This is a genomic window from Streptomyces sp. CA-278952, assembly GCF_028747205.1.
Taxonomy (GTDB): domain Bacteria; phylum Actinomycetota; class Actinomycetes; order Streptomycetales; family Streptomycetaceae; genus Streptomyces.
Window position 1 is genome coordinate 2,719,999 of sequence record NZ_CP112880.1, and the last position, 22,757, is coordinate 2,742,755.

A 22,757-nucleotide genomic window follows, 5' to 3' on the forward strand; every position below is an offset into this window, starting at 1 on the left:
TACCGACATGGCTCTCGACGAACTGAAGTCCGCCATACCGGACTTCGCCAAGGACCTGAAGCTGAACCTCGGCTCGGTCATCGGCAACAGCGCCCTCCCCCAGCAGCAGCTGTGGGGCACCGTGCTGGCCTGCGCGATCGCCTCGCGCTCGCCGAAGGTGCTGCGCGAGCTGGAGCCCGAGGCGAAGGCCAACCTCTCCGCCGAGGCGTACACCGCGGCGAAGTCGGCGGCCGCGATCATGGCGATGAACAACGTCTTCTACCGGACCCGGCACCTGCTGTCGGACCCGGAGTACGGCACGCTCCGCGCGGGTCTGCGGATGAACGTCATCGGCAACCCGGGCGTGGAGAAGGTCGACTTCGAGCTGTGGTCGCTCGCCGTCTCCGCGATCAACGGCTGCGGCCAGTGCCTGGACTCCCACGAGCAGGTGCTGCGCAAGGCCGGCGTGGACCGTGAGACCATTCAGGAAGCCGTCAAGGTCGCTTCGGTGATCCAGGCGGTCGGTGTGACCCTCGACGCCGAGGCCGTACTCGCCGAGTAGTGACACCGCACCACCCCTGATACGAGAAGAGCCCCGAGGACGACCGACCGTCCCCGGGGCTCTTCTTTTCGTCTCCCTACTCCTGCGGAGGCTTCTTCTCCGGCGCGGGTTCCCCCGGAGGGTTCTGCGGCCCCGGGGGCGCGGGCGCGGCCTGCGCCGGGCTCATCGACAGGGCGGTGGCCCCGTGGTGGCCGCCCCGCTCGCCCGGTTCCGCGTACGAGCGCAGATAGCCGACCACCGTGTTGACCACGGCGACCAGCGGTACGGCGACCACCGCGCCGCCGATGCCCGCGACCAGCCCGCCGGTCGCCACGGCGAGGACCACCGCGAGCGGATGCACCCGGACGGCGCGGCCGAGGATGAACGGCTGCAGGATGTGGCCCTCGATCTGCTGCACCGCCAGGACCACCACCAGCGCCCACAGCGCGGTCCACACTCCCTCGGTGACCAGGGCCACGACCACCGCGAGCGCCCCGGAGACCACGGCGCCGACGAGCGGGACGAAGGCGAACAGGAAGATGAAGACGGCCAGGGGCACGGCGAGCGGCACATTGAGGACGTAGAGGCCGGCGCCGATGAAGAGGGCGTCGATCAGGGCGACGAGCACCGTGCCGCGCACATACGCGGTCAGGGTGCGCCAGGCGCGCGGTCCGGCGCCGGCGACCCCGGGGCGGGCCGCGGCGGGCACCAGTTTGAGCGACCACTCCCAGATGCGCCGGCCGTCGTAGAGCAGGAACAGCGTGGAGAACATCGCCAGCAGCAGCCCGGTGAGGAACTCCACCATCACGGTGACGCCCTGGAGTCCGGCGGAGGTGATCTCCTCGGTGTTGGTGCCGATGGTGTCGTTGAGGTTCTTGGCGATGTCGTTGATCTGCGACTCGGTGACGTGGAAGGGGCTGTCGAGCAGCCAGCGCTTCAGCTCGTCGATGCCGTCGCGGACCCGGTCGGAGAGCGTGTCGAGGTTCTCCATCACCTGCCACACCACGAACCAGCCGACCAGTCCGATGATGACGAACCCGAGCACGGCGGTCACGGCGGTGGCGAGCCCGTGGGGCAGCCCGAACCGCTTGAGCCGGACCACGGTGGGCTGGAGCATCGCGGTGACGAGCAGCGCGGCGGCGAAGGCCAGCACCACGAGCTGGACCGCGCTGATCACCCGTATCAGCACCCAGAGCGTCCCCGCGAGGACGAGGAGGCGCCAGCCGGCCTCGGCGGCGACCCGCATCCCCCACGGGATCGCCGCCACCGGATCGGGCTTGGCGGCGACCGAGGGGGCGTACGAGGGCGGCGCGGGCACCTGCCCGGCGTCGTCGGCCTCCGGGGCGGCGGGCCCCCCTCGCGACGCGAGGGGGTCGTCGTCGTCATCGGCGGCGGCGCGCGCCCGCCGCTCGTCCAGCCGCGCACCCAGCTCCGTCAGTTTGGACCCGAAGCGGCCCAGCCATCCCGGTAGTTTCGACATGCTTGCTTTCCTTCCCCCATCTTCGCCACCCAGCGCTCCTCAGCGTTTCCCCACGCTCCCCGGTACCGCCAGGATGCGACCGTACACGCGCGAGGCCCCCCACCGTCCGGACGGTGGGGGGCCTCGCGGGGTTGAGAGGGCGGGTCCGTGGACTTCGCCCGCTCCCTCTAATACCAGTTGTTGGCCTGCCAGAAGGACCAGGCGCCGCACGGGCTGCCGTAACGGTTGTCCATGTAGCTGAGGCCCCACTTGATCTGGGTGGCCGGGTTGGTCTGCCAGTCGGCGCCGGCGGACGACATCTTGTGACCCGGGAGCGCCTGCATGAGCCCGTACGCCCCGGAGGACGGGTTGCTCGCGCGGTAGTTCCAGGTCGACTCGTGGTTCACGATGTTGCTGAAGCACTGGAACTGGTCCGCGGGGACCATCTGACGGGCCATCGCCTTCACGTCGGCCACGCTGTAGGAGCCCTGCGCGGAGAACGAGGCGGCGTCGCGGGTGGAAGAACGGCTGGCGCGCTCGGCGTCTTCCTTCTCCTTCGCCTTCTTCTTCTCCGCCTCGCGCTCGGCCTCGACCCGGTCCTCGGCCGCCTGCTTCTTGGACTTGGCGTCCTTGGCGGCCTGGATGCGGGCCGATTCCTCGGCCGACTTCTTCGCGGCGGCGTCGGCGGCGGAGGCCTGTGCATCGGCCTGCTGCGTCAGCGAAGCGGTCTGGACCTGGGCCTGCTGGCCCGCGGGGATGTCTGCGAGCAGCGTGGTGTCGGCTGCGGCCGCCTCGAAGTTGTTGTTGTCGTCGGCGGCAGGTGTGCCGCCCGCAGCAACGCCTACGACGGCGCCAACGGTGGTGACCGCGGTGGCGGATGCCACGGCGAACCCCCGGACCGAGATCCGGCTCACATGGTGTCCTTCCAGCATCGCCCGCTTAGGTGACCTCGCGGGCGCGTTCGTGCCCCTGACACTGGCCTCCCTACTGCGTGGGTCACGGGAGGCACGGGCCCGATGGGCAACCCCGGTGAGGGGGCTGCCGCGTGGTGCTCGCGGGCGGCATACGGACGTCTCGTGTTGAGTTGTGTGGTGCGTGGCGCCTCTGGAGGTGCCCAAGTGCCGTATGCGGGGCCTGACGGAAGCAAGACTCTGCCGGACGGGAGCGCCGGGAGGCAATTCTGTCTCGCGTGGGAAAGGTCACACCCCGTTTGGCCCCTCGGTTTTTCGGAAATGACGGCGCAGCACCATGCCGCCCGGCTAAGCTCCTTGGCTCGCCGGGCGGCATCAAAGGGGCATGCGCGTCAGATGTGGCCTTCCTCCAGCATTTCGGTCACCAGCGCGGCGATCCGCGAACGCTCCGACCGCGTGAGCGTGACGTGGGCGAACAGCGGATGGCCCTTCAGCTTCTCGACGACGGCGACGACTCCGTCGTACCGGCCGACCCGGAGGTTGTCCCGCTGGGCGACGTCGTGGGTGAGCACGACACGCGAATTCGCCCCGATGCGGGACAACACGGTCAGCAGGACGTTCCGTTCGAGCGACTGCGCCTCGTCGACGATCACGAAAGCGTCGTGCAGGGACCGGCCGCGGATGTGGGTGAGCGGCAGGACCTCCAGCATTCCGCGCCCGAGCACCTCCTCGATGACCTCGCGCCCGGCGACCGCCGAGAGCGTGTCGAAGACCGCCTGCGCCCAGGGGCTCATCTTCTCGGCCTCGCTGCCGGGGAGATAGCCGAGCTCCTGCCCGCCCACCGCGTACAGCGGGCGGAAGACCATCACCTTCTTGTGCTGCTGGCGCTCCAGCACCGCCTCCAGGCCCGCGCAGAGGGCCAGCGCCGACTTGCCGGTGCCGGCCCGGCCGCCCAGCGACACGATGCCGACGTCGGCGTCCAGGAGGAGGTCGAGGGCGATCCGCTGCTCCGCGCTGCGCCCGTGGATGCCGAAGGCCTCCCGGTCGCCCCGCACGAGCCGTACGTTGCCCTCGGCCGTCACCCGGCCGAGCGCCTTGCCGCGCTCGGACTGGAGGACCAGACCGGTGTGCACGGGCAGTTCGGCGGCCTCGGGGACGTACAGCGTCTCCTCGCTGAACAGCAGGTCGATCTGCTCCCCGGCGAGGGACAGTTCGCTCATGCCGGTCCAGCCGGAGTCCGTGATGGCGAGCTCCGCGCGGTACTCCTCGGCGAGGAGGCCCACGGAGGAGGCCTTGATCCGGAGCGGCAGGTCCTTGGAGACGACCGTGACGTCGTACCCCTCGGCCTGGAGGTTGCGTGCGACCGCGAGGATCCGTGAGTCGTTGTCCCCCAACCGGTAGCCGGCGGGCAGGACGCCGGGATCGGAGTGGTTGAGCTCGACACGGAGCGTCCCGCCCAGATCCCCGAGCGGGATCGGGGCGTCCAGCCGGCCGTACCGGACCCGGAAATCGTCCAGCAGGCGCAGGGCCTGCCGGGCGAAGTATCCGAGCTCGGGGTGGTGCCGTTTGGCCTCCAGTTCCGTGACCACCACGATCGGGAGCACGACTTCGTGCTCGTCGAAGCGGGCCATGGCACCGGGATCGGCCAGCAGGACGCTGGTGTCGAGAACGTATGTGCGCCGGTCGGGCATGCGGCGCTTGCTGCTGGTCACCACGGAAGGACGTACCCCCTCGGACGAGGTCGGGGAGTGCGACAGACGGTCGCGGAGCTTCCCGAAGGGAGAGGACGGACCGGGATCGGGCCCCTGTGCGCGGGCCGGACCACGGCCACCGCGTCGGCCGCAGACTGTCTACGGTCCTTCGTGTGCAAAGGGCCTCCCGGGCGAGCGGTCTTGGCACCGCTCACTTGGCTGCGACATCCGCCTGGTTGATGACCGGATGTCGACCTGACAGGGGTATTCCCTCTTCCGCGCGAAGCCATGCCGCCGCATATGACACGGTGTGGAGAAGTCCCGGTGGACGCGGGGTGACCCCCTCACATACGCGATGGCTCCCCTATATAGGGGAGCCATCGGGGACGCGGGGCAGGAGGCGTGTTCCAGGAAGCCTCAGGCCCCGTAGCGGCGGTGGCGTGCGGCGTAGTCGCGCAGCGCCCGGAGGAAGTCGACCTTGCGGAAGGCCGGCCAGAACACCTCGCAGAAGTAGTACTCCGAGTGGGCGCTCTGCCAGAGCATGAAGCCCGAGAGCCGCTGCTCGCCGCTCGTCCGGATCACCAGGTCGGGGTCGGGCTGGCCCCGGGTGTAGAGGTGCTCGGAGATCAGGTCGGTGGAGACGACCTCGGCCAGCTCCTCGAAGGTCGTGCCCTTCTCCGAGTGCTCCAGGAGCAGGGAGCGCACCGCGTCCGCGATCTCCTGGCGGCCGCCATAGCCGACCGCGACATTGACGATTATTCCGTCGATGTCGGACGTCGCCTCCTGTGCCTCCTTGAGCACCGACTGTGTCTCCGGCGGAAGCAGGTCGAGCGTGCCGACGTGGTGGACGCGCCAGCGCCCGTCCGCGGCGAGGTTGCGCACGGTGTTCTCGATGATGCCGAGCAGCGGCTTCAGCTCGTGCTCGGGGCGGTCGAAGTTGTCCGTGGACAGCATCCAGAGGGTGACGACCTCGACATCGGTCTCGCTGCACCAGCCGAGCAGCTCGGAGATCTTGTCCGCACCGGCCTGGTGGCCCTGCACGGCCGAGCCGCCGGACGCCTTGGCCCAGCGACGGTTGCCGTCGAGGATGACCCCGATGTGCTTCGGCACCTGGTCGTGGTCCAGGCGGCCTCCCACCCGGCGTGCGTAGAGCCTGTACACCAGGTCGCGGAAGTTCACTGCGTTCACCCTCTCGGTTCCGTACGGGCCAGGGGCCCGCCCTCCCCGTCGCCGGGGGTCCGGGGGCCGTCCCCCGCAGGGGATCGCCGCGCGGTCTGCGCCGCCCGCGCGATCCCTCGGCGGTCCGCGCCCCTACCACTGGCACGGCCGCGCGGGCCTTCGCCGCGCCGCACATCGGCATTCCCCGAAGCCGCCACATTACTGCGATCGGGTCACGAGGGCCCAACCCGGTCTGTCACAACTCCGTGATAAGGAATGAAACGTGACTGATTACCTCTCCCCCGACCTCTCCTACCGCGCCGCCGGTTCGCGCTACGACTCCATGGAGTACCGCCGGACCGGGCGCAGCGGCCTCAAGCTGCCCGCCCTCTCGCTGGGCCTGTGGCACAACTTCGGCGACGACCGGGCCCTGGACTCCCAACGGGCGATCCTGCGCCGCGCCTTCGATCTCGGGGTCACCCACTTCGATCTGGCCAACAACTACGGCCCGCCGCCCGGCTCGGCCGAGCTGAACTTCGGCAAGCTCTTCGCCCAGGACTTCACCCCGTACCGTGACGAACTGGTCATTTCCACCAAGGCCGGTTATCTGATGCACTCCGGCCCGTACGGCGAGTGGGGCTCCCGGAAGTATCTGCTGTCCTCGCTCGACGCCTCCCTGAAGCGGATGGGCCTCGATTACGTCGACGTCTTCTACTCGCACCGCTTCGACCCGCACACCCCGCTCGAGGAGACGATGGGCGCCCTGGCGTCCGCCGTTCAGCAGGGCAAGGCCCTGTACGTGGGCGTCTCCTCGTACAACGCGGAGCAGACCGCCGAGGCGGCCGGCCTGCTCAAGGAGATGGGCGTGCCGGCGCTGATCCACCAGCCGTCCTACTCCATGATCAACCGCTGGATCGAGGACGACGGGCTGCTCGACACCCTGGAGGCGGCCGGGATGGGCTGCATCTCCTTCGTGCCGCTCGCACAGGGCCTGCTCACGAACAAGTACCTGAAGGGCATTCCGGAGGGCTCGCGCGCCACCCAGGGCAAGTCGCTCGACCCGGGCCTGCTCTCCGACGAGGTGGTCCGCCGCCTGAACGGGCTCAACGACATCGCGCGGGGCCGCGGCCAGTCGCTCGCCCAGCTCGCCATCGCGTGGGTGCTGCGCGACAGCCGGATGACCTCGGCGCTGATCGGCGCGTCGAGCGTGCAACAGCTGGAGGAGAACGTGGCCGCCCTCGCGGGCCCGGCGCTGACCGCCGACGAGCTGAAGGAGATCGACGCCTTCGCCGTGGACACGGCGGGCACGAACATCTGGGCCGGTCGCAGCTGACGTCGGCGCGTAAAGACGGGCCGGTCCGCCCGTAAAAAAACGGGCCGGTCCGTGGGGGGGATACGGACCGGCCCGAGGGGGGGCTTCCACCATAACCCTTCGTAAGTACTGTCGCGTGCCGCGCCACTCCACCATTACTCTCCGGATTCACCGGACTGCGCTCGGGCAGGGCTGCGGACGTCGGTCGAGCCCCTGGAGCCGCCCGATATCGGCGCCGGTGTCGGCCCGGTATCGGCCCCGGTTATCGGCCCCGATATCGGCCCCGGTATCGAGGGGTCGCGGTACGGCATCGACTTGACGCCGCCGAAGTCGTAAAAGACGGAACCTGACCTCTGAGGGCTCTACCTTCGACGGCATGACGACACGATCCCGCACGACAGCGACAGCGACAGCGACCGTGAGCTGGACCGGGGCGAACGCCCGGAGGCTGGGCCGCCAGCACCTCCACCCGGATGCCGCCGCCACCGCGTCGCCCAGCGCCACCCCCGGCGCGGCGGTGGCCTCGATGCTCGGCGCGCACGCCCAGGTGCTCTCGGCGGCCGAGCTGTCCGTGGGGCTGCGCGGGGATGGGCTGACCCGCACGGACGTCCGTACGGCCCTGTGGACCGACCGGACCCTGGTCAAGACGTTCGGACCGCGCGGCACGGTCCACCTGCTGCCCGCGGCGGACCTGCCGCTGTGGACCGGGGCCCTGTCCGCCGTGCCGGCGGCCACGAACCCCTTCTCCAAGGACGCCCGGATGACCCCGGACCAGGTGGAGGCCGTCGTCGCGGCCGTCGCGGAGACGCTGACCGGGGCGGAGCTCACGATCGACGAGCTCTCCGAGGAGGTCGTCGCGCGGACCGGGCCGTGGGCCGGGGACCTGGTGATGCCCGGATTCCAGACGATGTGGCCGCGCTGGCGGCAGGTCCTGCACCTGGCCGGCCACCGCGGCGCCCTCGTCTACGCCCCGAACCGGGGGCGGAAGGCGACGTACACCAACCCCGGGTGCACCCCGCTGCCCGGCCCGGGGGCGCCGGCCGCCCTGATCGAGCGGTATCTGCGCGCGTACGGGCCGGCCACCTCCGCCCATTTCGCCCGCTGGCTCGCCGCGCCGAAGCCCTGGGCGGCCGACCAGTTCGCCGCGCTGGCGGCGGCGGGGGCGATCGAGGAGGTGATGTTCGCTGACGCGGGTCCGGCGTGGGTGGTCGCGGGCGACACGGACTTCCCGGCGTCACCGGTGCGCGGCGTGCGCCTGCTCCCGTACTTCGACGCGTTCACCATCGCCTCCCAGCCCCGTGAGCGGCTGTTCCCGGGGGCGGCGTACGAGCGTGCTCTCGCGGGCGGGCAGGCGGGGAACTTCCCGGTGCTGCTGGTGGACGGCACGGTGGCCGGCGTCTGGCACCTGCGCCGCTCGGGCCGCCGGATCGCGGTGACGGTGGAGCCGCTGGAGCCCCTGCCGCCGGCCGGGCTGCGCGCGCTGGAGGAGCAGGTGGAGCGGGTCGCCGCGATCATGGAGGGGGCGGCGGAGCTGACGGTCGGCCCGGTGACGGTGGGGCCCCACGCGTAGACGCCGGGGCGGGGTCCACTCGGGGTGTACGGGGGTGCGTGGGCGTGTGCGGGTCGGGGGTGCGGCTCGCGGGGCAGGATCGCGGCTCACGGGGCAGGAGCGGAGCTCACGGGTCAGGGATGGGCTCACGGGTCAGGGGCGGGGCTCGCGGGTCAGGGGCGGGGCTCGCGGGTCAGGGGCGGGCTCGCGGGTCAGGGCCGGGGCTCGAAGCGGATGGCCATCGTGTCCCCGGCGACCACCACGAAGTCCCCTTCCTCGCACCGGATGACGGCCTGGAGCACCTCCCCGCCGGCATCCCTCAGCTCCTGGGTGCCCACGACCGTCCACGCTCCCCCGGGCGGCACCGGCGGGAGGAGCGCGGGCGGGGCGTGCTGCCACCGGCTCGCCGGTACGCACCAGTCGGGCAGCCTCGGCCAGGCGCCCGGGGTGACGTGCAGCGTCCGGTCGGAGGCGCAGGTCAGCAGGACGGACTGGTCGTCCGAGAGGACGAACTCGACGGCCTCCGGCTCGCCCGCCCGGCCCTCGGGCCGGTAGTAGACCCCGAGGACGGCGGTGATCCTGGCCCCCGTGAGCCAGTCGGCGTTGCCGTGCCGCGCCCGCCCGGCAGTCGCCGCGCAGTCTTCCCTCTCCAGGGTCATGACCACTCCTCCTCCTTCGCTGTGCCCTCCGCTGTGCGTGCGTCCCGTCGAGTAGGACGGCCGCCCGCACGATCCCGTTGCCTCCGGGGCAAGGCTGAACTGGCGTACGGGGGACGCGGGTTGACCGGCGGATGGGTCCCGGCCGCCGTCACCGGGGCTTGCGGGCCTCGATCAGGAAGCGGGCGGTGCGGGCGCGGAACGGTCCTTCCGCCTCGATCTGCCGGTGCAGTGCGGCCAGTTGGGGCCGGTACCGCTCGACGGTGAATCCGGGGACCATCCAGATCACCTTGCGCAGGAAGTAGACCACCGCGCCGATGTCGTGGAACTCGGTGCGCAGGGTCTCGGAGCGCAGGTCGACCACGTCGAGTCCGGCCGCCGTAGCGGCGGCCCGTGCGTCCTCCGGGTGCCGGCCGCGGCGGACCTCGGGCGGCTGGGGGCCGAGGAAGTACTCGACGAGTTCGAAGACGCTGGCCGGGCCGACCTGCTGCGAGAAGTACGTGCCGCCGGGGGTGAGGACCCGCGCGATCTCCTCCCACCACGTGGTGACCGGATGGCGGCTGACCACGAGGTCGAAGGCGGCGTCCCCGAAGGGCAGCGGCGGCTCGTCCTCGTCGGCGACGACGACCGCCCCGAGCGGGTGCAGGAGGGCGGTGGCGCGGGCGATGTTGGGCGGCCAGGCCTCCGTGGCCACGGTGACCGGGGGGAGCTTCGGTGCGGCGGCCAGGACCTCGCCGCCCCCGGTCTGGAGGTCGAGCGCGGCGTGGGCCCGGCCGAGGCGGTCGGCCATCGCACGGGCGTACCCCCAGGAGGGGCGCTCCTCGGTGGCCCGGCCCTCCAGCCAGGAGAAGTCCCAGCCGTCCACGGACACGGCGTCGGCCTCGGCGACGAGAGCCTCGAACCGGTCGCGGGAGGCCGCGGAGTCGAAGGGGAGGGGTGCGGGGACGGGGGCAGGGCCGGGAACGGGGGCAGGGCCGGGGACAGGTTCGGATGGTTCGGACATACGGGAATCGTGTCAGGCGGCCCCGGAGCACGCGAACGGATTCCGCGCCCGTGCGGGCGCCCGCACGAGGCGGGCCGTTCTCACCCGGCCAGGGCTCCCAGCAGCAGGCCGGTCAGCGCCCCGCCGATCATGAACGGGCCGAACGGGATGCCGGTCCTGCGCCCCGCCCGGCGCAGGAGCACCAGGGCGAGTCCGTACGCCGCCCCGAACAGGAACCCGGCGAACCCGCCCACGAACAGCACGGTCCAGCCGTACCAGCCGAGGGCCACGCCCAGGGCGAGGGCGAGCTTCACATCGCCGAAGCCCATCCCGTTCGGGTTGATCAGGAAGAGCAGGAAGTAGAAGCCGCCGAGGGCCGGACCGCCCAGCAGGCCGGAGGTCCAGGAGCCTGCGTGCCCGGGAAGCAGTGCGGCGCCGCCGAGCAGCAGGACGGCCGCGGCCGCCAGGGGCAGGGTCAGCGGGTCGGGCAGCCGGTGGACCCGCCGGTCGACGACGGCGAGGAGCACGGCGACGGGGGTCAGCGCCAGCCATCCGACGAGCTCGGGCCTGCCCCCGGTGGCGGCGGCGAGCGCGACGCAGGCGGCCACGGTGACCAGGGGGGCGAGGACACCGGGGGCGTACGCGGCGGACGCGGCGGGAGTGGGGGCTTGCGTGTCGCGGCCCGCCTCGGCGGGAACGGAGGTTCCGGTGTCGCGGCCCGCCTCGGTGGGCCCGGAGGCCCCCGTGCCGCCGCCCGCCTCGGCGGAGGCGGAGGTCCCCGTGCTGCGGCCCGCCTCACCGGAGGCGGGGGGCCCGATGTCGCGGCCCGCCTCGGCGGAGGCCGCCCCGGGTCCGGTGCCCGGTCGGTCGTTGCTCGGCAGGCCGCTCTCGGGGCCCGTGCCGGTGTGGGCCCCGGGCGCGCCCGGCGTACCCGGGGCGGCGGCGCAGGGCGCGCACCGGGCCGGTCCCAGCCAGCCGCGGACCGGGCCGGTGAGTGGATGCCCGGCGGGGCACGCCGTACGCCAGGGCTCCTCCGGCTCGACGGCGAACCGGTACGCGGCACGCGGGATCAGCAGTCCGGTGACGGCACCCCAGACCGCGGCGAGGGCGAGCAGCACGGCGTCCACGGAACGACCCTAATGGGCCGTGGTAACAGGGGTCTTGGGTCCGGGGGCCCAAGCGCGGCCGTATCGGACCCGGGCGGGTCCGCCGGGGGCTACGGTCGGTGCCCATGAGGACATGGCGCGATGGCGACGGGACGCTCACGGTCGGCACGGACTCCGGGGCCCGGGAGGTGCCGCTGCGGATAGCGGCCTCGTACCGGGCCCGTAGCAAAGGGCTGCTCGGGCGGGACGGGATCGAGGGGGCGATGATGCTCACCCCGTGCGGGAGTGTGCACACCTTCCGGATGCGGTTCCCCATCGATGTGGCGTACCTGGACCGGAGGTTCACGGTCCTGGCCGTCCGCACGATGAAGCCCGGCCGCCTCGGGCTGCCCCGGCCCCGGGCCCGGCACGTGGTGGAGGCGGAGGCCGGGGCGATGGAGCGGTGGGGGGTGCGGCCGGGCGTACGGGTGGAGCTGCGGGCGACGGCCCCCGCCTCCGGGGCGCCCGGGGCGTCAGGTTCTGGAGCCTGAGAACGCGGCGCGACGCCGGTGGGAGCGGGCTACGGCGGGCCCGCGCCCAGCAGGGTCCAGGCCCCGTAGGCGGCGGACGCGCAGGCCAGGACGGCGAGGACGGCGGCCGTACGCCCGGTCGTGCGCAGCCGCAGCAGGGCGACGGCGGGCGGGAGCAGCAGGGGGAACGCGGGCATCATCAGGCGCGGCCGGGAGCCGAAGTACCCGGCGCCGATCAGCGAGATGACGACGATCGTGAGGGCGTAGACGAGCACCGGGAGCGGCTGCCGCTGCCGTACGCACAGCACCACCAGCCACCCCAGCAGCCCGAGCGCCGCGCAGAGGCCGAGGGCGGCGGGCCACGGGAGGCCGGCGATGAAGGCGGCGAGCGCGCGGCCGCCGTCGATGTTGTTGCCCCACTGCGCCTGGACGTCGAAGTAGGCGAACGGGCTGCCCTCGCGGACGGCCACGAACACCACGTACGCCAGCCAGCCCAGCGGTGCGAGCGCCACGCCCGCGATCATCCGGGCGTTGCGGCGCAGCACCGGGCCGGCGCGGCGCTCGTCGCGGTACTCCCGTACGAGGGTGACGGCCGCGGTGATCGCCAGCGCCGCGATGAGCGCCGCCGCCGTGGGCCGGGTGAGCCCCGCCAGGACGCAGAGCGCGCCCGCCACGATCCAGCGGCCCGTGAGGACGGCATACAGCGCCCAGGCGGCGAGCGCGGTGAACAGGGTCTCGGTGTACGCCATCGACTGGACGAACGCCGTCGGGTACACCCCCCAGAGGGCGGCCAGCACCACCCCCGTACGCCGTCCGCGCAGCTGAGCGCCGACGGCGTAGATGCCCCAGGCGGCGAGCAGCCCGGCCGTCCAGGCGACCAGGAGTCCGGCGCCGCCGAGGGTGAGCGGGGCCACCTCGGAGATGGATCGCTCCAGGGCCGGGAGCAGGGGGAAGAACGCCAGGTCGGAGTGGACGGAGCCGTCCGGGAGGGTGACGGTGTAGCGGTAGCCGTTCTCGGCGATGCGCTGGTACCAGACGGAGTCCCAGCGTCCGCTGAGCGGCCCCAGGGGGTCCTTGCCGGCGGCGGACGCGGCTGCCCAGAAGGCCAGGAGCCCCAGGGCCCGGGCGGCGGCGTAGACCGCGAGCGCGGGCGCGGCGGCCCGGAGCGCGGCGGCGGCCCGGGACCCGGGGGTGCGGGGGCCCGGGGCCGGACCGGCGGGCGGCCGGGCGCGGAGCTGGTGATCGGACATACGGCCGATTATGACGTCGGCGGCGGGCATCCCTCCGCACCGGGGGCCGGGGCCCGGGGAGCGTCCGGGGGTGCGCGGCGGCCCGGCTCAGACGCCGAGCACCTCGTTCCCGTACACCTTCCACGGCGACATCTCCACCCCGTCCATGACGGCCAGCTGCGGGTGGCGGGCGGCCGTCTCGTCCCGTACGGCGACGGCGTCCGGCCAGGAGTGGAGGTGCGCGTCGCCCTCGATGACGACGCCGTCCCAGTCGGTGGCGGCCGTCGCCCCGCTCCGGTCGACGACGAAGCCGATGCAGAGCACGGAGGCCCGTCCGACGGTCCGCCGGATGGCACTCACGGCGTGTTCCCGCTCCGGCTCGGGCAGCTCCCCCACGGAGAACTCCACGGCGACGACACCGGCCCGGGCCTGCCGGATGCGCACCAGGAGGTCGAGGCCCCCGTCGGTCCACAACCGGAATCCGACCTCGCGGAGCCGCTGGAGTCCGGCGATCGACAGCAACTGCTCGCGGGTGACGGGCGAACGGGCGCCCAGGGACGCGGAGTCGAGACTGACGAGCACAGTGCGGCCGGAGACCGGGTGCGTCGGGCGGAGCCCCTCGGCCTCCAGGTCGCCCAGCAGCGTCCGGGCGTCCAGCGGGGTCCAGCCCAGGTGGTACGAGTAGAAGAATCCGGCATCCATCGACGCCCCACCCCCATCGCGGTTCTTCCATCGCGGTTCTTCCATCGCGATTCTTCGCGGCGTCGTGGTCGGCGACCACCGTCACATCCGAGCGTACCGAGCCGCGGCCGTGGCGGCGTGGGCCCACGGGCCCACCGGCGGCCCCAAGCGGAACGGCCGGCACGACCCGGCACCCCACGCCACCTCCACCTCCACCTCCACCTCCACCTCCACCTGCACCTTCACCTTCACCAGGGCATGTGATGCGGGGCTTGTGGTGTTGTTCGGACCGACGCCCACCTTGGAGGAGACCCTCACCATGGCAGAGCTGAAGATCGACGCCGTCGTGTTCGACGTACTCGGCACGCTCGTCGACGAACCTGCCGGACTCCGCGCCGGCATCCGTGCGCTCGACCCGTCCCCCGGCACCCCCGGCACCCCGGACGCCCCGGACGCCCCGGACGCCGCCGGGACCGAGCGGCTCCTGCTGCTGTGGCAGCGGCACATCGAGCGGGAGCAGCGCCGCGTCCTCTACGGCGACCGGCCCTACCTGCCCAGCGATCTCCTCGACCGGGAGGCCGCCGGGCTCGTCGCGGAGGCCGCCGGGGTCGAGGATCCGGCAGCGGTGGAGGCGCTCGCCCGGGCGGCCCGCCGCCTCCCGCCGTGGCCCGACACCGTGGCGGGGCTCGCCCGGATCGGCGGGCGCTTCCCGCTCATCGGCCTCTCCAACGCGAGCCGGACGGCGCTGCTGGAGCTGAACGCCCACGCCGGACTGCGCTGGCACCAGGCGCTGTCCGCCGAGGACGCCCGCGCCTACAAGCCGGACCCGGCGGTCTACCGGCTGGCCGTCACCGTCGCCGGGGCGCCGCCGGAACGCCTGCTGATGGTCGCCGCCCACTCCTGGGACCTGCGCGGCGCGCAGGCGCTGGGCCTGCGCACGGCCTATGTGGCCCGCCCGGTCGGCGACCCGCCCACCTCCGCGGACCGGTTCGACCTGTACGCGGAGGGTCTGGCGGATCTGGCGGGACAACTGGGGGTGTCGTAAGGACGTCCCGGGGGGTGCGGGGCCCGTCGATCAGGGTCGGTCAGGCAGTGCCGGTCAGCCAGTGCCTCCGTTGCGGTGGAGGGCTTCCAGGGCGGTCAGTTCGTCGTCGGACAGCCGCAGGGCTCCGGCGGCCACGTTGGCGGCCAGGTGGTCCGGGTTGCCGGTGCCGGGGATGGCGAGCACGTGGGGTCCGCGGTGGAGCGCCCAGGCCAGCCGGATCTGCGCCGTGCTCGCGCCGTGCGTGCGGGCGACGGTGAGCAGCGTGTCGTCGTCGGCGGCGTCCGGAGAGGCGCCCGCGTCGCGCCCGGCGCCCGCGATGGAGTAGAAGGGCACGAAGGCGATCCCCTGCTCGCCGCAGGCTCGCAGGAACGCGTCCTGGTCCGGCGGGGACCCGAGCCCGTACATGTTCTGCACGCAGACCACCGGGGCGATGGCGCGCGCTTCGGCGAGCTGTGCGGGGCCGACGTTGGAAAGGCCGAGGTGACGGATCAGGCCAGCTTCGCGCAGTTCTGCCAGGGCACCGAACCGTTCGGCGATCGAATCGGCGCCCACGATGCGCAGGTTCACCACGTCGAGGTGGTCGCGGCCGAGCTGCCGGAGGTTCTCCTCCACCTGCCCGCGCAGCTGTCCCGGCGTGGCGTGGGTCTGCCACTCGCCCGAGGAGTCGCGGCACGGTCCGACCTTGGTGGTGATGACCAGGTCGTCGGGGTACGGGGCGAGCGCGCTGTTGATCAGCTCGTTGGCGGAGCGGAGTCGCGAGAAGTAGAACGCGGCGGTGTCGAGGTGGTTCACGCCGAGTTCGCGGGCTCGGCGCAGCACCTGTAGCGCACGGTTCCGGTCGCCCGGCACCGCGTCGACGTCGAACGCTTCGCCCTGCTGCGGCAACCGCATCGTCCCGAGCCCGATCCGGTTGACCACGAGGTCGCCCAGGGTCCAGGTGCCCGAAGCGGCGGCGGTGATCGTCTCTGATGTCATGCCTGGATGATCTCCGGGAGTGGGTGGCGCCGGCGATGGTTCAGCGGAGCGCGGAACGCCGCCTTGGAAGTCGCCCCGGGGCCGGAGGGCCCGGCGGGCGTCGCGGCGTCCGCGCCGGAGGAGAGGCCGGGGCCGGCGCAGGGGGCGAAGCCGTGGGCTGCTTCCGCTCTCAGACCAACGGGCAGGTGAGTGGGAGGACGCGTTCGGTCAGCCGGCCGGTGAGGACGGTGTCGGTGGCGACCGCCTCTGTCAGCCAGTCCGCCGCGGTCAGCCGGTCCACCAGCTCCCGAAGGTCGCCGGGGGCGATGGCGCACCAGGAGGAGAGGGCTTCCACGCCGAGGCCCTCGCCCTCGGGCCCCAGTCGGCCGTCGGCCGTGACGCCGGTGGCCAGGGCCAGGGCGAGCAGGCGGGCGTCGGCCGTGGTCTTGGCCTTGCGGAGCTTCTTCTCGCCGACGACTCGCTGGGCCCAGCCGCTGAGCTTGGGGCGCATCTTCCTGCCGAAGGTGAACGGGCCCGGGTCGCTCTCGTCGGGCGTCAGGGAAGGCACGTCGATGCGGGTGGGGTTCTCCGGGCGGGAGGCGATCAGCTCCTCGACCGTACCGGCGATTTTCAGCCAGCCGCACTCCAGCAGTTGCTCCACCAGGTCCTCGGGTTCCGTCAGGGGCAGCCCCTTGAGGTCCTGCCCGACGAGGTTGCCGGTACCGGACTGCGCGGTACGCAGCGTCAGCATCACCACCAGCAGGCGGGCCTCCGACCCCGGCAGGGGCGCGTCGTCGGCCACGTGGGCGAGGACGGCCCGTGCGTGATCCCACTGGGCGGGCGCGGTCAGCAGCCGGGCCACAGCCGGTTCTTCGCCTTCCGGGGCCTCCCCGATGCGGTGCAGATGCTGGAGACGGGCGGTGGCGGCGGCCTGTTCGGCTCGCTGGGCGTCGAGGCGCAGTCCGGTGTCGGCGGTGACTTCGGCCCAGGCGCTGAAGGCCTTCGCCTTGCGGGCGTGGAGGTCGGCGAGCATCGCGAGGTCGGGTTCGGCGCGCTGCTGGTAGGCGCGGAAGAGCTCGCCGAGTTCGGTGAGTTCGTCCCGCAGCGTGATGGGCCGCAGGTCGTGCGGGACGAAACGCTGCGCGATCCTCCCCCGCCGGGCGCGCTGCCGCGCCGGCCTCGGGGGCCGTGGGGGCCTCTCGGACCGGGGAGCCGGCACCTCGTGCGGGGCAACTGCCCCGGAAGCCCCGAAAGCCCCGGAAGCGGTGTGCGAGAAGTGGGGGCCGACGGCCGACACCGCCGGCGCGGGGACCGCCGCAGCCCGGGAGGCGCCGGCAGGGGCCGTCCGGTCGGGGGCCGGGGCGGTGGCGGCGATCTTCGCGGTGGGATGCGCGGCGGCGCAGCGCGAGCAGCACTCCATCACCTGCCACCAGCGCCCTTCCCGGTCCGTGACGACGGCCAGGACGACCGCGCCGCCGCACCTCCAGGGCGCGGGGCGCTCACGCGGTCCGGCGGGGCGGATGTGGGTGTGGCATTCCGTGGCCCGGCAGGCGCAGTACGCCGACGGGCGGGGGGCCGGGTCCGCGCGCAGGTGGGCCTTGAGGTGCTCGACCGCCGCCGTACGGCCGACGGCCGCGGAGGGCAGCACCTGCGCGGCGCAGGCCGGACGGCTGCACGAAACGCGTACGTCCGCCCGGCCGCGGCCGACAGGGTCCAGCCGCACCGTCCATGTGCGTCCCGTCACCCGCTCGTTCGTCGCGTGGGCCTCCACACCCATCACACCCTCCTCGACGCCTGTTTCGTCCGGCACCCCGGCACCCGGCACCCCCGCTGGCCCATGTGTCCGTGGCGCACGGCGTGTCCCATCCCGCCGCACCTGCCGCCGGTCCTGATTACGGCCCGGCCGCACAACGGGCCCACCGTGTTCTTGTCCGTAGGGGATGTGTTTGATCCACAACGCAAACGACGGTCCGCCGTTCGGGTGACGGGCTCGGAGAGAATGTGGCCGGTTTACGGCCCTGACGGACCTCCGGCCGGGCCGTCCGCCGTGACGACGAACGGCCCGGCACACGATGGTCGTCGCGTGCCGGGCCGGGCCGTCTCCCGTGGGGTGCGGAGGAGGTCAGGACCCCGCGCCGCGCGGGAAGGAGACCTCCACGCGGCGGTTCTTCTTGCGGCCCTCTTCGTTGCTGTTGCTGGCGATCGGGTACTGCTCGCCGTAGCCCCGGATCTCGTACGTGATCGTGGCGCCGAGCTCCTTCGACAGGACCCCGTGCACGGCGTCGGCGCGCTGCTTGGACAGGACGTCGCCGTGGGCCGAGGAGCCGAGGTCGTCGGTGAAGCCGAAGACGCGGACCTTGGTCGCGTTCTGCTTCTTGATCTCGGCGGCGATCGCGGCGATACGCGCATTGGCCGCCGAGCCGAGCTTCGCGCTGTCCTTGCCGAAGAGGACTTCGGCCTGGAGCGCGAACTTGATGTCGGCGTTGCTGTCCTCGCGGCGTTCCTCGCCTCCGAGGTCCTCGACGACCTGGACAATGTCGAGGACCTTCGACGGTCCGAGCGTGCCCCCGTCCGGCATCTTCAAGTCGGGGTCATTGGGATCCACCTGTACCGGTGGGACGGACTGGGCCTCCGTGCCGGGAGGGACGCTGGGGTTGTCGTCGGCCAGGGCGGGGGTGCTTCCGAACAGCGTGAGACTCGCAGCGACGAGAAACGAAGCAGCCGTCAGCCCGGCCGACCCCATGCGGGTGCGTGTGTGCGTCATGTCCGCCGTCACCCGGAGATCTTTACCGACGTGGTGGCGAACGTTGGCAGAGTGAAGTCGACCTCGGTTGTCGTACTCGGCGGTGCGGGGAACTGCATGAACACAGAAGTGGTCTTCCCGGCCAGAAGAGGCGGAATGCCGGTCGTGCACAGGCAGCGGCTCTCGGTGTCACGCAGGATGTAGTAGCGCTTCTTGCCGATCTTGTCGACAAGCGTGGCTCCGGCGACCGAGTTGGGGTTCTTCGCGAGAAGCGCCGACTCCGTGCCGGCCCACGCGGTCGTGTTCCTGGACTCCGTGCCTTCGTTCGTGATCGAGGCCTGCAGCGTGACAAAGCCACCCGCATCGCGCTGGACATGATGGATCGTCATGACGAGTCCGCTGCTGCGGACTTCCGCCAGCTTGGCATTCGGGTTCACGTTCTCGCCGACAGCCGTGTCCGGTTGCTGGTCGCCATCCTCGGCCTCGGAAGGAGAGGCCGGTGCGGATGGTGCCGCAGAGTTCTCACCACCCTGCTTGGCCTCGTCGCTGCTGGCGTCGTCGCCGCAGCCAGTGAGGGCCAGGCCGAAAACAGCTATCAGGGCGGCAGCCGCCAGCGCCCTCCGGCCCGTCGTGGTGTGCCGAATGCTCATGATCCGTTTCCTCTACTCATCGCTCGCTGTCACTGGTCGGCCAAACGCACGTCGAAGAGAGTCCTGCTCACGCTCTCCCACGGTGGAGGGCTGGCGGGCGGGATCTCGACGATCTCGCCGTTTCGGCACGTGAAGATGAAGAGGTCCTGGACTCCGTCGCTGTTAGCGTCGATGGCCTTTGGATTGGGGCAGCGGAACTCGATCAGGGCGGTCGCCTCGGCTTTGGCGAACGTGTTCTCCGAACCGGGGAGCACCGACGAGTTCACCGGCTTCCGGCCCTCGACCTCGACCTTGATCAGGTCGCGCAGGTACCCGTACGCCGGCTCGCAGAGGGTCGTGTCGGCCTCATTGGCGGTGGCCAGCCGTTCCGCGGCGGCGCAGGGCGGAACGAAGGACACACCCAGGAAGATGTCCAGGGTGTTGCCGGGGAGCGAGGCGTAGAATCCCGTCCCGAAATTGTCCCGCGCCTTCTGGGCGGCGGCCAGTGCGGCGGCGTCCGCCGCTCCCTGGGAACTGTTGCGCAGAGCGGAGGCCTTGCCGACGGCGAAGAAGGCCAACGCAAGGAAGAGCAGGGTCGCCACCATCATGATGTAGATGGGGAAGGCCTGCCCTCCGTCGCGGTGGGAACGACCGGTCATCACTGGGCGGTGATGGAATCCACCAGTCCACGGATACGCGCCGAGATCGCTCCGCCGATGCCCGTCGCCACGATCGCCCCGATGATCGCCACGACTACCAGGACGATGCCCAGGTACTCGAACGCCGTCTGACCTCGGTCCTTCGCCGCGTAGCGCTTCTGGATGCTGCTGACGGCGGTGTTGGCCCAGCCGTTGACGCGGATGACGGTCTTCAGTGTGATGTCCGACATGGTGTTCCCCTCCGGGTTCGGCCGACCGATTGCCGGCCGACTCGCACGTTCTTGCGGTGCCGTCCTCGGTACCGGCTTCCTCCCGGCCGGTACCGTGGGCGACGCGAGAAACATAGGGGGGAATTATCGCTCGCCCAGAGGGCCCGTGGGCCCATTTCCGGGCCCAAAAGGCGTTCAGTTTCGCCTCGTTGCGCGATCGCTCGGTCATGGCTGCCCCCCGGAGGTCCGGGACGCGGTGCCGAGCCAGTGGGCGATCGCCTCGCTGCGGGTGGTGCTGTGGAGCTTCGTGAAGATGCGGTTGATGTGGTTCTTGACCGTCTTCTCACTGATGAAGCAGGTGGCGGCGATCTGCTGATTACTCATTCCGGACGCAATCAGGTCCATGACCTCCACCTCCCGCGAACTCAGCTTGTACTGTTGCCTATTGGGGGCGAGCGCCGACCCCCCGGACAGAGAAGACTGTCCCACAGAAGGTTGCAGTTGCGAAAGACTTCCCGAAGTTTCGAGGGGGCGTGGAGGTGCGTGCACGGGTACGGGCGCTGCCGTCAGCGCCGGTCCAAGCCCCTCGGGCAGGGCGCCCCGGGGCGGGGACGATCCCGTGCGCATGTGGGCCAGCAGGGCGTCGGCCGCTGTGGCGGTGAAGTTCGCGCGGCCGTCCTTCGTGTCGCGTACCGCCCGCACGAGTTGGTCCGCCGTGAACTCGCCGTGCACCAGATAGCCGCCCGCGCCCAGGCGCAGCGCCTCGTGGACGATCTCGCTCTCGCGGCTGTACGTCAGCATCAGCACGGGCGCGATGCCGACCAGGTGAGGCAGAGCCGAGATGCCGTCCACGCCGGGCATCCGGACGTCGAGCAGGACCACGTCGGGGCGGTGCTGGAACGTCTTCTCGTAGGCCTCGCGGCCGTCCTCCGCCTCTGCCACGACCTGGATGTCGGCCCGGCCGGAGAGCAGGACGCCCAGTCCCGCCCGGACCACCGGGTTGTCGTCCGCGATCACCACCCGGAGCCGGGCTGACTCGGGAGCTGCAGGCGCCTGCGGGAAGGGGGATGCCGTGGGCCCTCCGAACGCGGGGTACGAAGTCGGCGCGGCCGGGTGCTGGATCGCAGTGTGCTGGTGTCCGGGCTCTCCGGCGGGGCCGGGGGCCGGGGTGAGTGGGATGTACGACGACGTGTGCTGGGGGGCGGGGTGGTGAGCCGCCGCCCCGCCGTGGTTCGGCGCAGTGGAGACATCGTCCGGCATGCTGCGACCTCCTCTCAGGGTCGTTGTGACGGGCGGGGGGTCGAGACGCTCTCGGGCACAAACGACGGCGAGGGCGGTGGCGAAGACGCGGGCGGTGGGGCGGGCGACTGCGCCGGGGTGGGCAGGGAGGCCGACGGGGTGTTCTCCCCGGCGGCCGGGCTCGTCAGCGCCGCCAGGGGGAGCTCCACCCGCACCTCCGTGCCCTTCTCCGCGTTCCCTCGGCCGATCCGGATGCGGGCCCCGATGGAGGCGGCCCGCTCCACCATGCCGACGAGGCCGAAGTGGCCGGCCCTGCGGAGGGTGTCGAGCGTCGTTCCGGCGGGGAGGCCGCGCCCGTCGTCGTACACGCTGATGCGAAGCATGTCGCCCTTCACGCCGGCGAGGACGATCAGATACGAGGGGCCGGCATGGCGGTGGGCGTTCTCCAGTGCCTCGGAGGCAACGGTGAGGAGTTGCCGGGCGACCGCCTGCGGCACGGGCGGGACCGGGGTCTCCTCGGCGAGGCGGCGGAAGGTGGCCGTGACCGGGTGGCGGTCGGTGAAGTCTTGGGCCTGGGCCGCCAGTTCCGCGACCAGGTCGACGCCGCCCTCCAGGCCCTGCTCCCGGCGCAGGTCGGTGAGCAGTTCCCTGGATTCCGCGGCGGCCCGGCGGGCGGCGCGGGCGACCAGTTCCGCCTGGAGCTTCACGGTGGGCGGGTCCATGCGGCCGGCCGAGCCCGCCAGCCCGTCGGCGGCCAGCGCCAGACCGTGCAGGGTCTTGGCGACCGAGTCGTGCATCTCCCGGGCCAGGCGGGTGCGCTCGCCCTCCACCGCCTCGTTCACCGCCAGCCGCGCCCGGGTCTCGGTGAGCGCCTGGGTGGCTGTCCCAAAGCGCAGGAGGAGATTGCGCAGGGTGACACCGACCGCCCCGGCGATCACGCAGAAACCGGGCAGGAGCAGGGCCGGCGCCCCGCCCGGCTCCAGCTTCGGGACGCTCGCGTACACGCCGAAGACGATGACCACCTGGAGCGCCGCGAAGACCGCCGCACCGCGCCAGCCCTGGACCAGGCCGGCCAGCAGCGGGGTGCAGACGGTGACGTACGCGAGGGTCGACTCGGGGGTCGCCGTGATCAGCAGCAGTGCGCCGAAGGACACGTCGACAGCCAGGAGCCAGGGGTGGCGCAGGAGCACCGGGCCGAACCGCTCCCAGTCCCGGAACAGCAGGTACGAGCCCATGAAGGTGACCAGGATCGCCGAACCGACGAACCAGGTGGGCAGGCCCGGGGCGGTGCGGCTGATGGCGTACGGGGTCGCTATGGCGATCATCGCCAGGCGGAAGCCGAAGACCTGGCGGCACATCGCCTGCAGCGCGTTGACCTGGATGGCGAAGGCCGGGCGGGCCGGGGTGCCGGCGTGGGCGCGGGCCAGCTCGGCGGCCAGTCCGGGCTGGGCGTTGCTGAGTTGGTATGCCATGTGCCTGTCACCTCCGTCTCGTGCCCCGCATCACTCGTGCACCG

22 protein-coding genes are annotated in these 22,757 nt (G+C 72.2%); 5 read left to right on the plus strand and 17 right to left on the minus strand.

All coding sequences use genetic code 11. From position 1 onward, the window contains the following. Positions 1–7 precede the first annotated feature (7 nt). The gene (locus tag N7925_RS11785; protein ID WP_265599609.1) at positions 8–541 is read left to right on the plus strand and encodes an alkyl hydroperoxide reductase; all 534 of its coding nucleotides are present in this window, start codon (positions 8–10) and stop codon (positions 539–541) included. 76 nt (positions 542–617) lie between these two features. On the opposite strand, the gene N7925_RS11790 is transcribed toward N7925_RS11785, so the two are convergent. The 4 genes from N7925_RS11790 to N7925_RS11805 all read right to left on the minus strand — a co-directional run bounded on the left by N7925_RS11790 (position 618) and on the right by N7925_RS11805 (position 5,760). Continuing rightward, complete coding sequence (locus N7925_RS11790; RefSeq protein ID WP_274343830.1) at positions 618–2,000, minus strand: AI-2E family transporter; 1,383 nt, start codon at positions 1,998–2,000, stop codon at positions 618–620. A gap of 167 nt (positions 2,001–2,167) precedes the next feature. Then, positions 2,168–2,893, minus strand: coding sequence for a transglycosylase SLT domain-containing protein (locus tag N7925_RS11795; RefSeq protein WP_274343831.1), 726 nt, complete (start codon positions 2,891–2,893; stop codon positions 2,168–2,170). Positions 2,894–3,282: 389 nt separating this feature from the next. Further along, on the minus strand, positions 3,283–4,605 hold the full coding sequence (locus N7925_RS11800; RefSeq protein WP_026290223.1) for a PhoH family protein: 1,323 nt from the start codon (positions 4,603–4,605) through the stop codon (positions 3,283–3,285). Positions 4,606–4,998: 393 nt separating this feature from the next. Further along, positions 4,999–5,760, minus strand: a complete 762-nt coding sequence (locus N7925_RS11805) for an isoprenyl transferase (RefSeq protein WP_073741104.1) — start codon at positions 5,758–5,760, stop codon at positions 4,999–5,001. A gap of 262 nt (positions 5,761–6,022) precedes the next feature. On the opposite strand from N7925_RS11805, the gene mgrA reads away from it, so the two are divergent. Together mgrA and N7925_RS11815 are read left to right on the plus strand one after the other, a co-directional pair. Further along, positions 6,023–7,072, plus strand: a complete 1,050-nt coding sequence (gene mgrA, locus N7925_RS11810; RefSeq protein ID WP_274343832.1) for an L-glyceraldehyde 3-phosphate reductase — start codon at positions 6,023–6,025, stop codon at positions 7,070–7,072. A gap of 355 nt (positions 7,073–7,427) precedes the next feature. Beyond that, positions 7,428–8,621, plus strand: coding sequence for a winged helix DNA-binding domain-containing protein (locus tag N7925_RS11815; protein WP_274343833.1), 1,194 nt, complete (start codon positions 7,428–7,430; stop codon positions 8,619–8,621). Between the two features lie 191 nt (positions 8,622–8,812). On the opposite strand, the gene N7925_RS11820 is transcribed toward N7925_RS11815, so the two are convergent. The 3 genes from N7925_RS11820 to N7925_RS11830 all read right to left on the minus strand — a co-directional run bounded on the left by N7925_RS11820 (position 8,813) and on the right by N7925_RS11830 (position 11,365). Next, positions 8,813–9,259 carry a hypothetical protein gene (locus N7925_RS11820; protein WP_274343834.1) on the minus strand — a complete coding sequence of 149 codons (447 nt, stop codon included), beginning with the start codon at positions 9,257–9,259 and terminating at the stop codon, positions 8,813–8,815. A 148-nt stretch (positions 9,260–9,407) separates the two neighbouring features. Further along, on the minus strand, positions 9,408–10,259 hold the full coding sequence (locus N7925_RS11825; RefSeq protein WP_274343835.1) for a class I SAM-dependent methyltransferase: 852 nt from the start codon (positions 10,257–10,259) through the stop codon (positions 9,408–9,410). A gap of 80 nt (positions 10,260–10,339) precedes the next feature. Next, positions 10,340–11,365 carry a prepilin peptidase gene (locus N7925_RS11830; RefSeq protein ID WP_274343836.1) on the minus strand — a complete coding sequence of 342 codons (1,026 nt, stop codon included), beginning with the start codon at positions 11,363–11,365 and terminating at the stop codon, positions 10,340–10,342. 104 nt (positions 11,366–11,469) lie between these two features. Between N7925_RS11830 and N7925_RS11835 the strand changes: the two genes are divergently transcribed. Further along, entirely contained in the window at positions 11,470–11,874 is a 405-nt protein-coding gene (locus N7925_RS11835) for a DUF192 domain-containing protein (protein WP_265599617.1), read from the plus strand. Between the two features lie 29 nt (positions 11,875–11,903). Here N7925_RS11835 and N7925_RS11840 read toward each other — a convergent pair whose 3' ends face one another. Next, positions 11,904–13,103, minus strand: a complete 1,200-nt coding sequence (locus N7925_RS11840) for a hypothetical protein (RefSeq protein WP_274343837.1) — start codon at positions 13,101–13,103, stop codon at positions 11,904–11,906. A gap of 87 nt (positions 13,104–13,190) precedes the next feature. Further along, the gene (locus N7925_RS11845; protein ID WP_274343838.1) at positions 13,191–13,784 is read right to left on the minus strand and encodes a hypothetical protein; all 594 of its coding nucleotides are present in this window, start codon (positions 13,782–13,784) and stop codon (positions 13,191–13,193) included. 298 nt (positions 13,785–14,082) lie between these two features. On the opposite strand from N7925_RS11845, the gene N7925_RS11850 reads away from it, so the two are divergent. Beyond that, positions 14,083–14,808 (plus strand): haloacid dehalogenase type II, encoded by a 726-nt coding sequence (locus N7925_RS11850; protein ID WP_274343839.1) that lies wholly within the window; start codon positions 14,083–14,085, stop codon positions 14,806–14,808. 54 nt (positions 14,809–14,862) lie between these two features. Here the strand turns inward: N7925_RS11850 and N7925_RS11855 are convergent, their stop codons facing one another. The 8 genes from N7925_RS11855 to N7925_RS11890 all read right to left on the minus strand — a co-directional run bounded on the left by N7925_RS11855 (position 14,863) and on the right by N7925_RS11890 (position 22,713). Next, positions 14,863–15,783 (minus strand): aldo/keto reductase, encoded by a 921-nt coding sequence (locus N7925_RS11855; RefSeq protein WP_265599621.1) that lies wholly within the window; start codon positions 15,781–15,783, stop codon positions 14,863–14,865. Positions 15,784–15,952: 169 nt separating this feature from the next. Further along, positions 15,953–17,539, minus strand: a complete 1,587-nt coding sequence (locus tag N7925_RS11860) for a hypothetical protein (protein ID WP_274343840.1) — start codon at positions 17,537–17,539, stop codon at positions 15,953–15,955. Between the two features lie 345 nt (positions 17,540–17,884). Next, a complete protein-coding gene (locus N7925_RS11865) occupies positions 17,885–18,505 on the minus strand; it encodes an OmpA family protein (RefSeq protein WP_274346439.1) in 621 nt (206 codons plus the stop codon). Positions 18,506–18,534: 29 nt separating this feature from the next. Continuing rightward, positions 18,535–19,155 (minus strand): hypothetical protein, encoded by a 621-nt coding sequence (locus N7925_RS11870; RefSeq protein ID WP_274343841.1) that lies wholly within the window; start codon positions 19,153–19,155, stop codon positions 18,535–18,537. A 29-nt stretch (positions 19,156–19,184) separates the two neighbouring features. Next, positions 19,185–19,793 carry a pilus assembly protein TadG-related protein gene (locus N7925_RS11875; RefSeq protein WP_265599624.1) on the minus strand — a complete coding sequence of 203 codons (609 nt, stop codon included), beginning with the start codon at positions 19,791–19,793 and terminating at the stop codon, positions 19,185–19,187. Continuing rightward, entirely contained in the window at positions 19,793–20,023 is a 231-nt protein-coding gene (locus N7925_RS11880) for a hypothetical protein (RefSeq protein ID WP_097866639.1), read from the minus strand. The genes N7925_RS11875 and N7925_RS11880 overlap by 1 nt, the downstream gene beginning before the upstream one ends. Positions 20,024–20,227: 204 nt before the next feature. Next, complete coding sequence (locus N7925_RS11885; RefSeq protein ID WP_265599625.1) at positions 20,228–21,262, minus strand: response regulator transcription factor; 1,035 nt, start codon at positions 21,260–21,262, stop codon at positions 20,228–20,230. Between the two features lie 14 nt (positions 21,263–21,276). Further along, positions 21,277–22,713, minus strand: coding sequence for a sensor histidine kinase (locus N7925_RS11890; protein ID WP_265599626.1), 1,437 nt, complete (start codon positions 22,711–22,713; stop codon positions 21,277–21,279). Between the last annotated feature and the right edge of the window lie 44 nt (positions 22,714–22,757).

What these genes read in the sequence shown, in the direction of transcription:
- N7925_RS11880 (WP_097866639.1), bottom strand. Translation starts at nt 20,023, where the DNA reads ATGTCGGACATCACACTGAAGACCGTCATCCGCGTCAACGGCTGGGCC.
- N7925_RS11840 (WP_274343837.1), bottom strand. Translation starts at nt 13,103, where the DNA reads ATGTCCGATCACCAGCTCCGCGCCCGGCCGCCCGCCGGTCCGGCCCCG.
- N7925_RS11865 (WP_274346439.1), bottom strand. Translation starts at nt 18,505, where the DNA reads ATGGGGTCGGCCGGGCTGACGGCTGCTTCGTTTCTCGTCGCTGCGAGT.
- N7925_RS11885 (WP_265599625.1), bottom strand. Translation starts at nt 21,262, where the DNA reads ATGCCGGACGATGTCTCCACTGCGCCGAACCACGGCGGGGCGGCGGCT.
- N7925_RS11850 (WP_274343839.1), top strand. Translation starts at nt 14,083, where the DNA reads ATGGCAGAGCTGAAGATCGACGCCGTCGTGTTCGACGTACTCGGCACG.
- N7925_RS11790 (WP_274343830.1), bottom strand. Translation starts at nt 2,000, where the DNA reads ATGTCGAAACTACCGGGATGGCTGGGCCGCTTCGGGTCCAAACTGACG.
- N7925_RS11825 (WP_274343835.1), bottom strand. Translation starts at nt 10,259, where the DNA reads ATGTCCGAACCATCCGAACCTGTCCCCGGCCCTGCCCCCGTTCCCGGC.
- N7925_RS11820 (WP_274343834.1), bottom strand. Translation starts at nt 9,259, where the DNA reads ATGACCCTGGAGAGGGAAGACTGCGCGGCGACTGCCGGGCGGGCGCGG.
- N7925_RS11890 (WP_265599626.1), bottom strand. Translation starts at nt 22,713, where the DNA reads ATGGCATACCAACTCAGCAACGCCCAGCCCGGACTGGCCGCCGAGCTG.
- N7925_RS11835 (WP_265599617.1), top strand. Translation starts at nt 11,470, where the DNA reads ATGAGGACATGGCGCGATGGCGACGGGACGCTCACGGTCGGCACGGAC.
- N7925_RS11860 (WP_274343840.1), bottom strand. Translation starts at nt 17,539, where the DNA reads ATGGGTGTGGAGGCCCACGCGACGAACGAGCGGGTGACGGGACGCACA.
- N7925_RS11870 (WP_274343841.1), bottom strand. Translation starts at nt 19,155, where the DNA reads ATGAGCATTCGGCACACCACGACGGGCCGGAGGGCGCTGGCGGCTGCC.
- N7925_RS11785 (WP_265599609.1), top strand. Translation starts at nt 8, where the DNA reads ATGGCTCTCGACGAACTGAAGTCCGCCATACCGGACTTCGCCAAGGAC.
- N7925_RS11845 (WP_274343838.1), bottom strand. Translation starts at nt 13,784, where the DNA reads ATGGATGCCGGATTCTTCTACTCGTACCACCTGGGCTGGACCCCGCTG.
- N7925_RS11855 (WP_265599621.1), bottom strand. Translation starts at nt 15,783, where the DNA reads ATGACATCAGAGACGATCACCGCCGCCGCTTCGGGCACCTGGACCCTG.
- N7925_RS11815 (WP_274343833.1), top strand. Translation starts at nt 7,428, where the DNA reads ATGACGACACGATCCCGCACGACAGCGACAGCGACAGCGACCGTGAGC.
- N7925_RS11875 (WP_265599624.1), bottom strand. Translation starts at nt 19,793, where the DNA reads ATGACCGGTCGTTCCCACCGCGACGGAGGGCAGGCCTTCCCCATCTAC.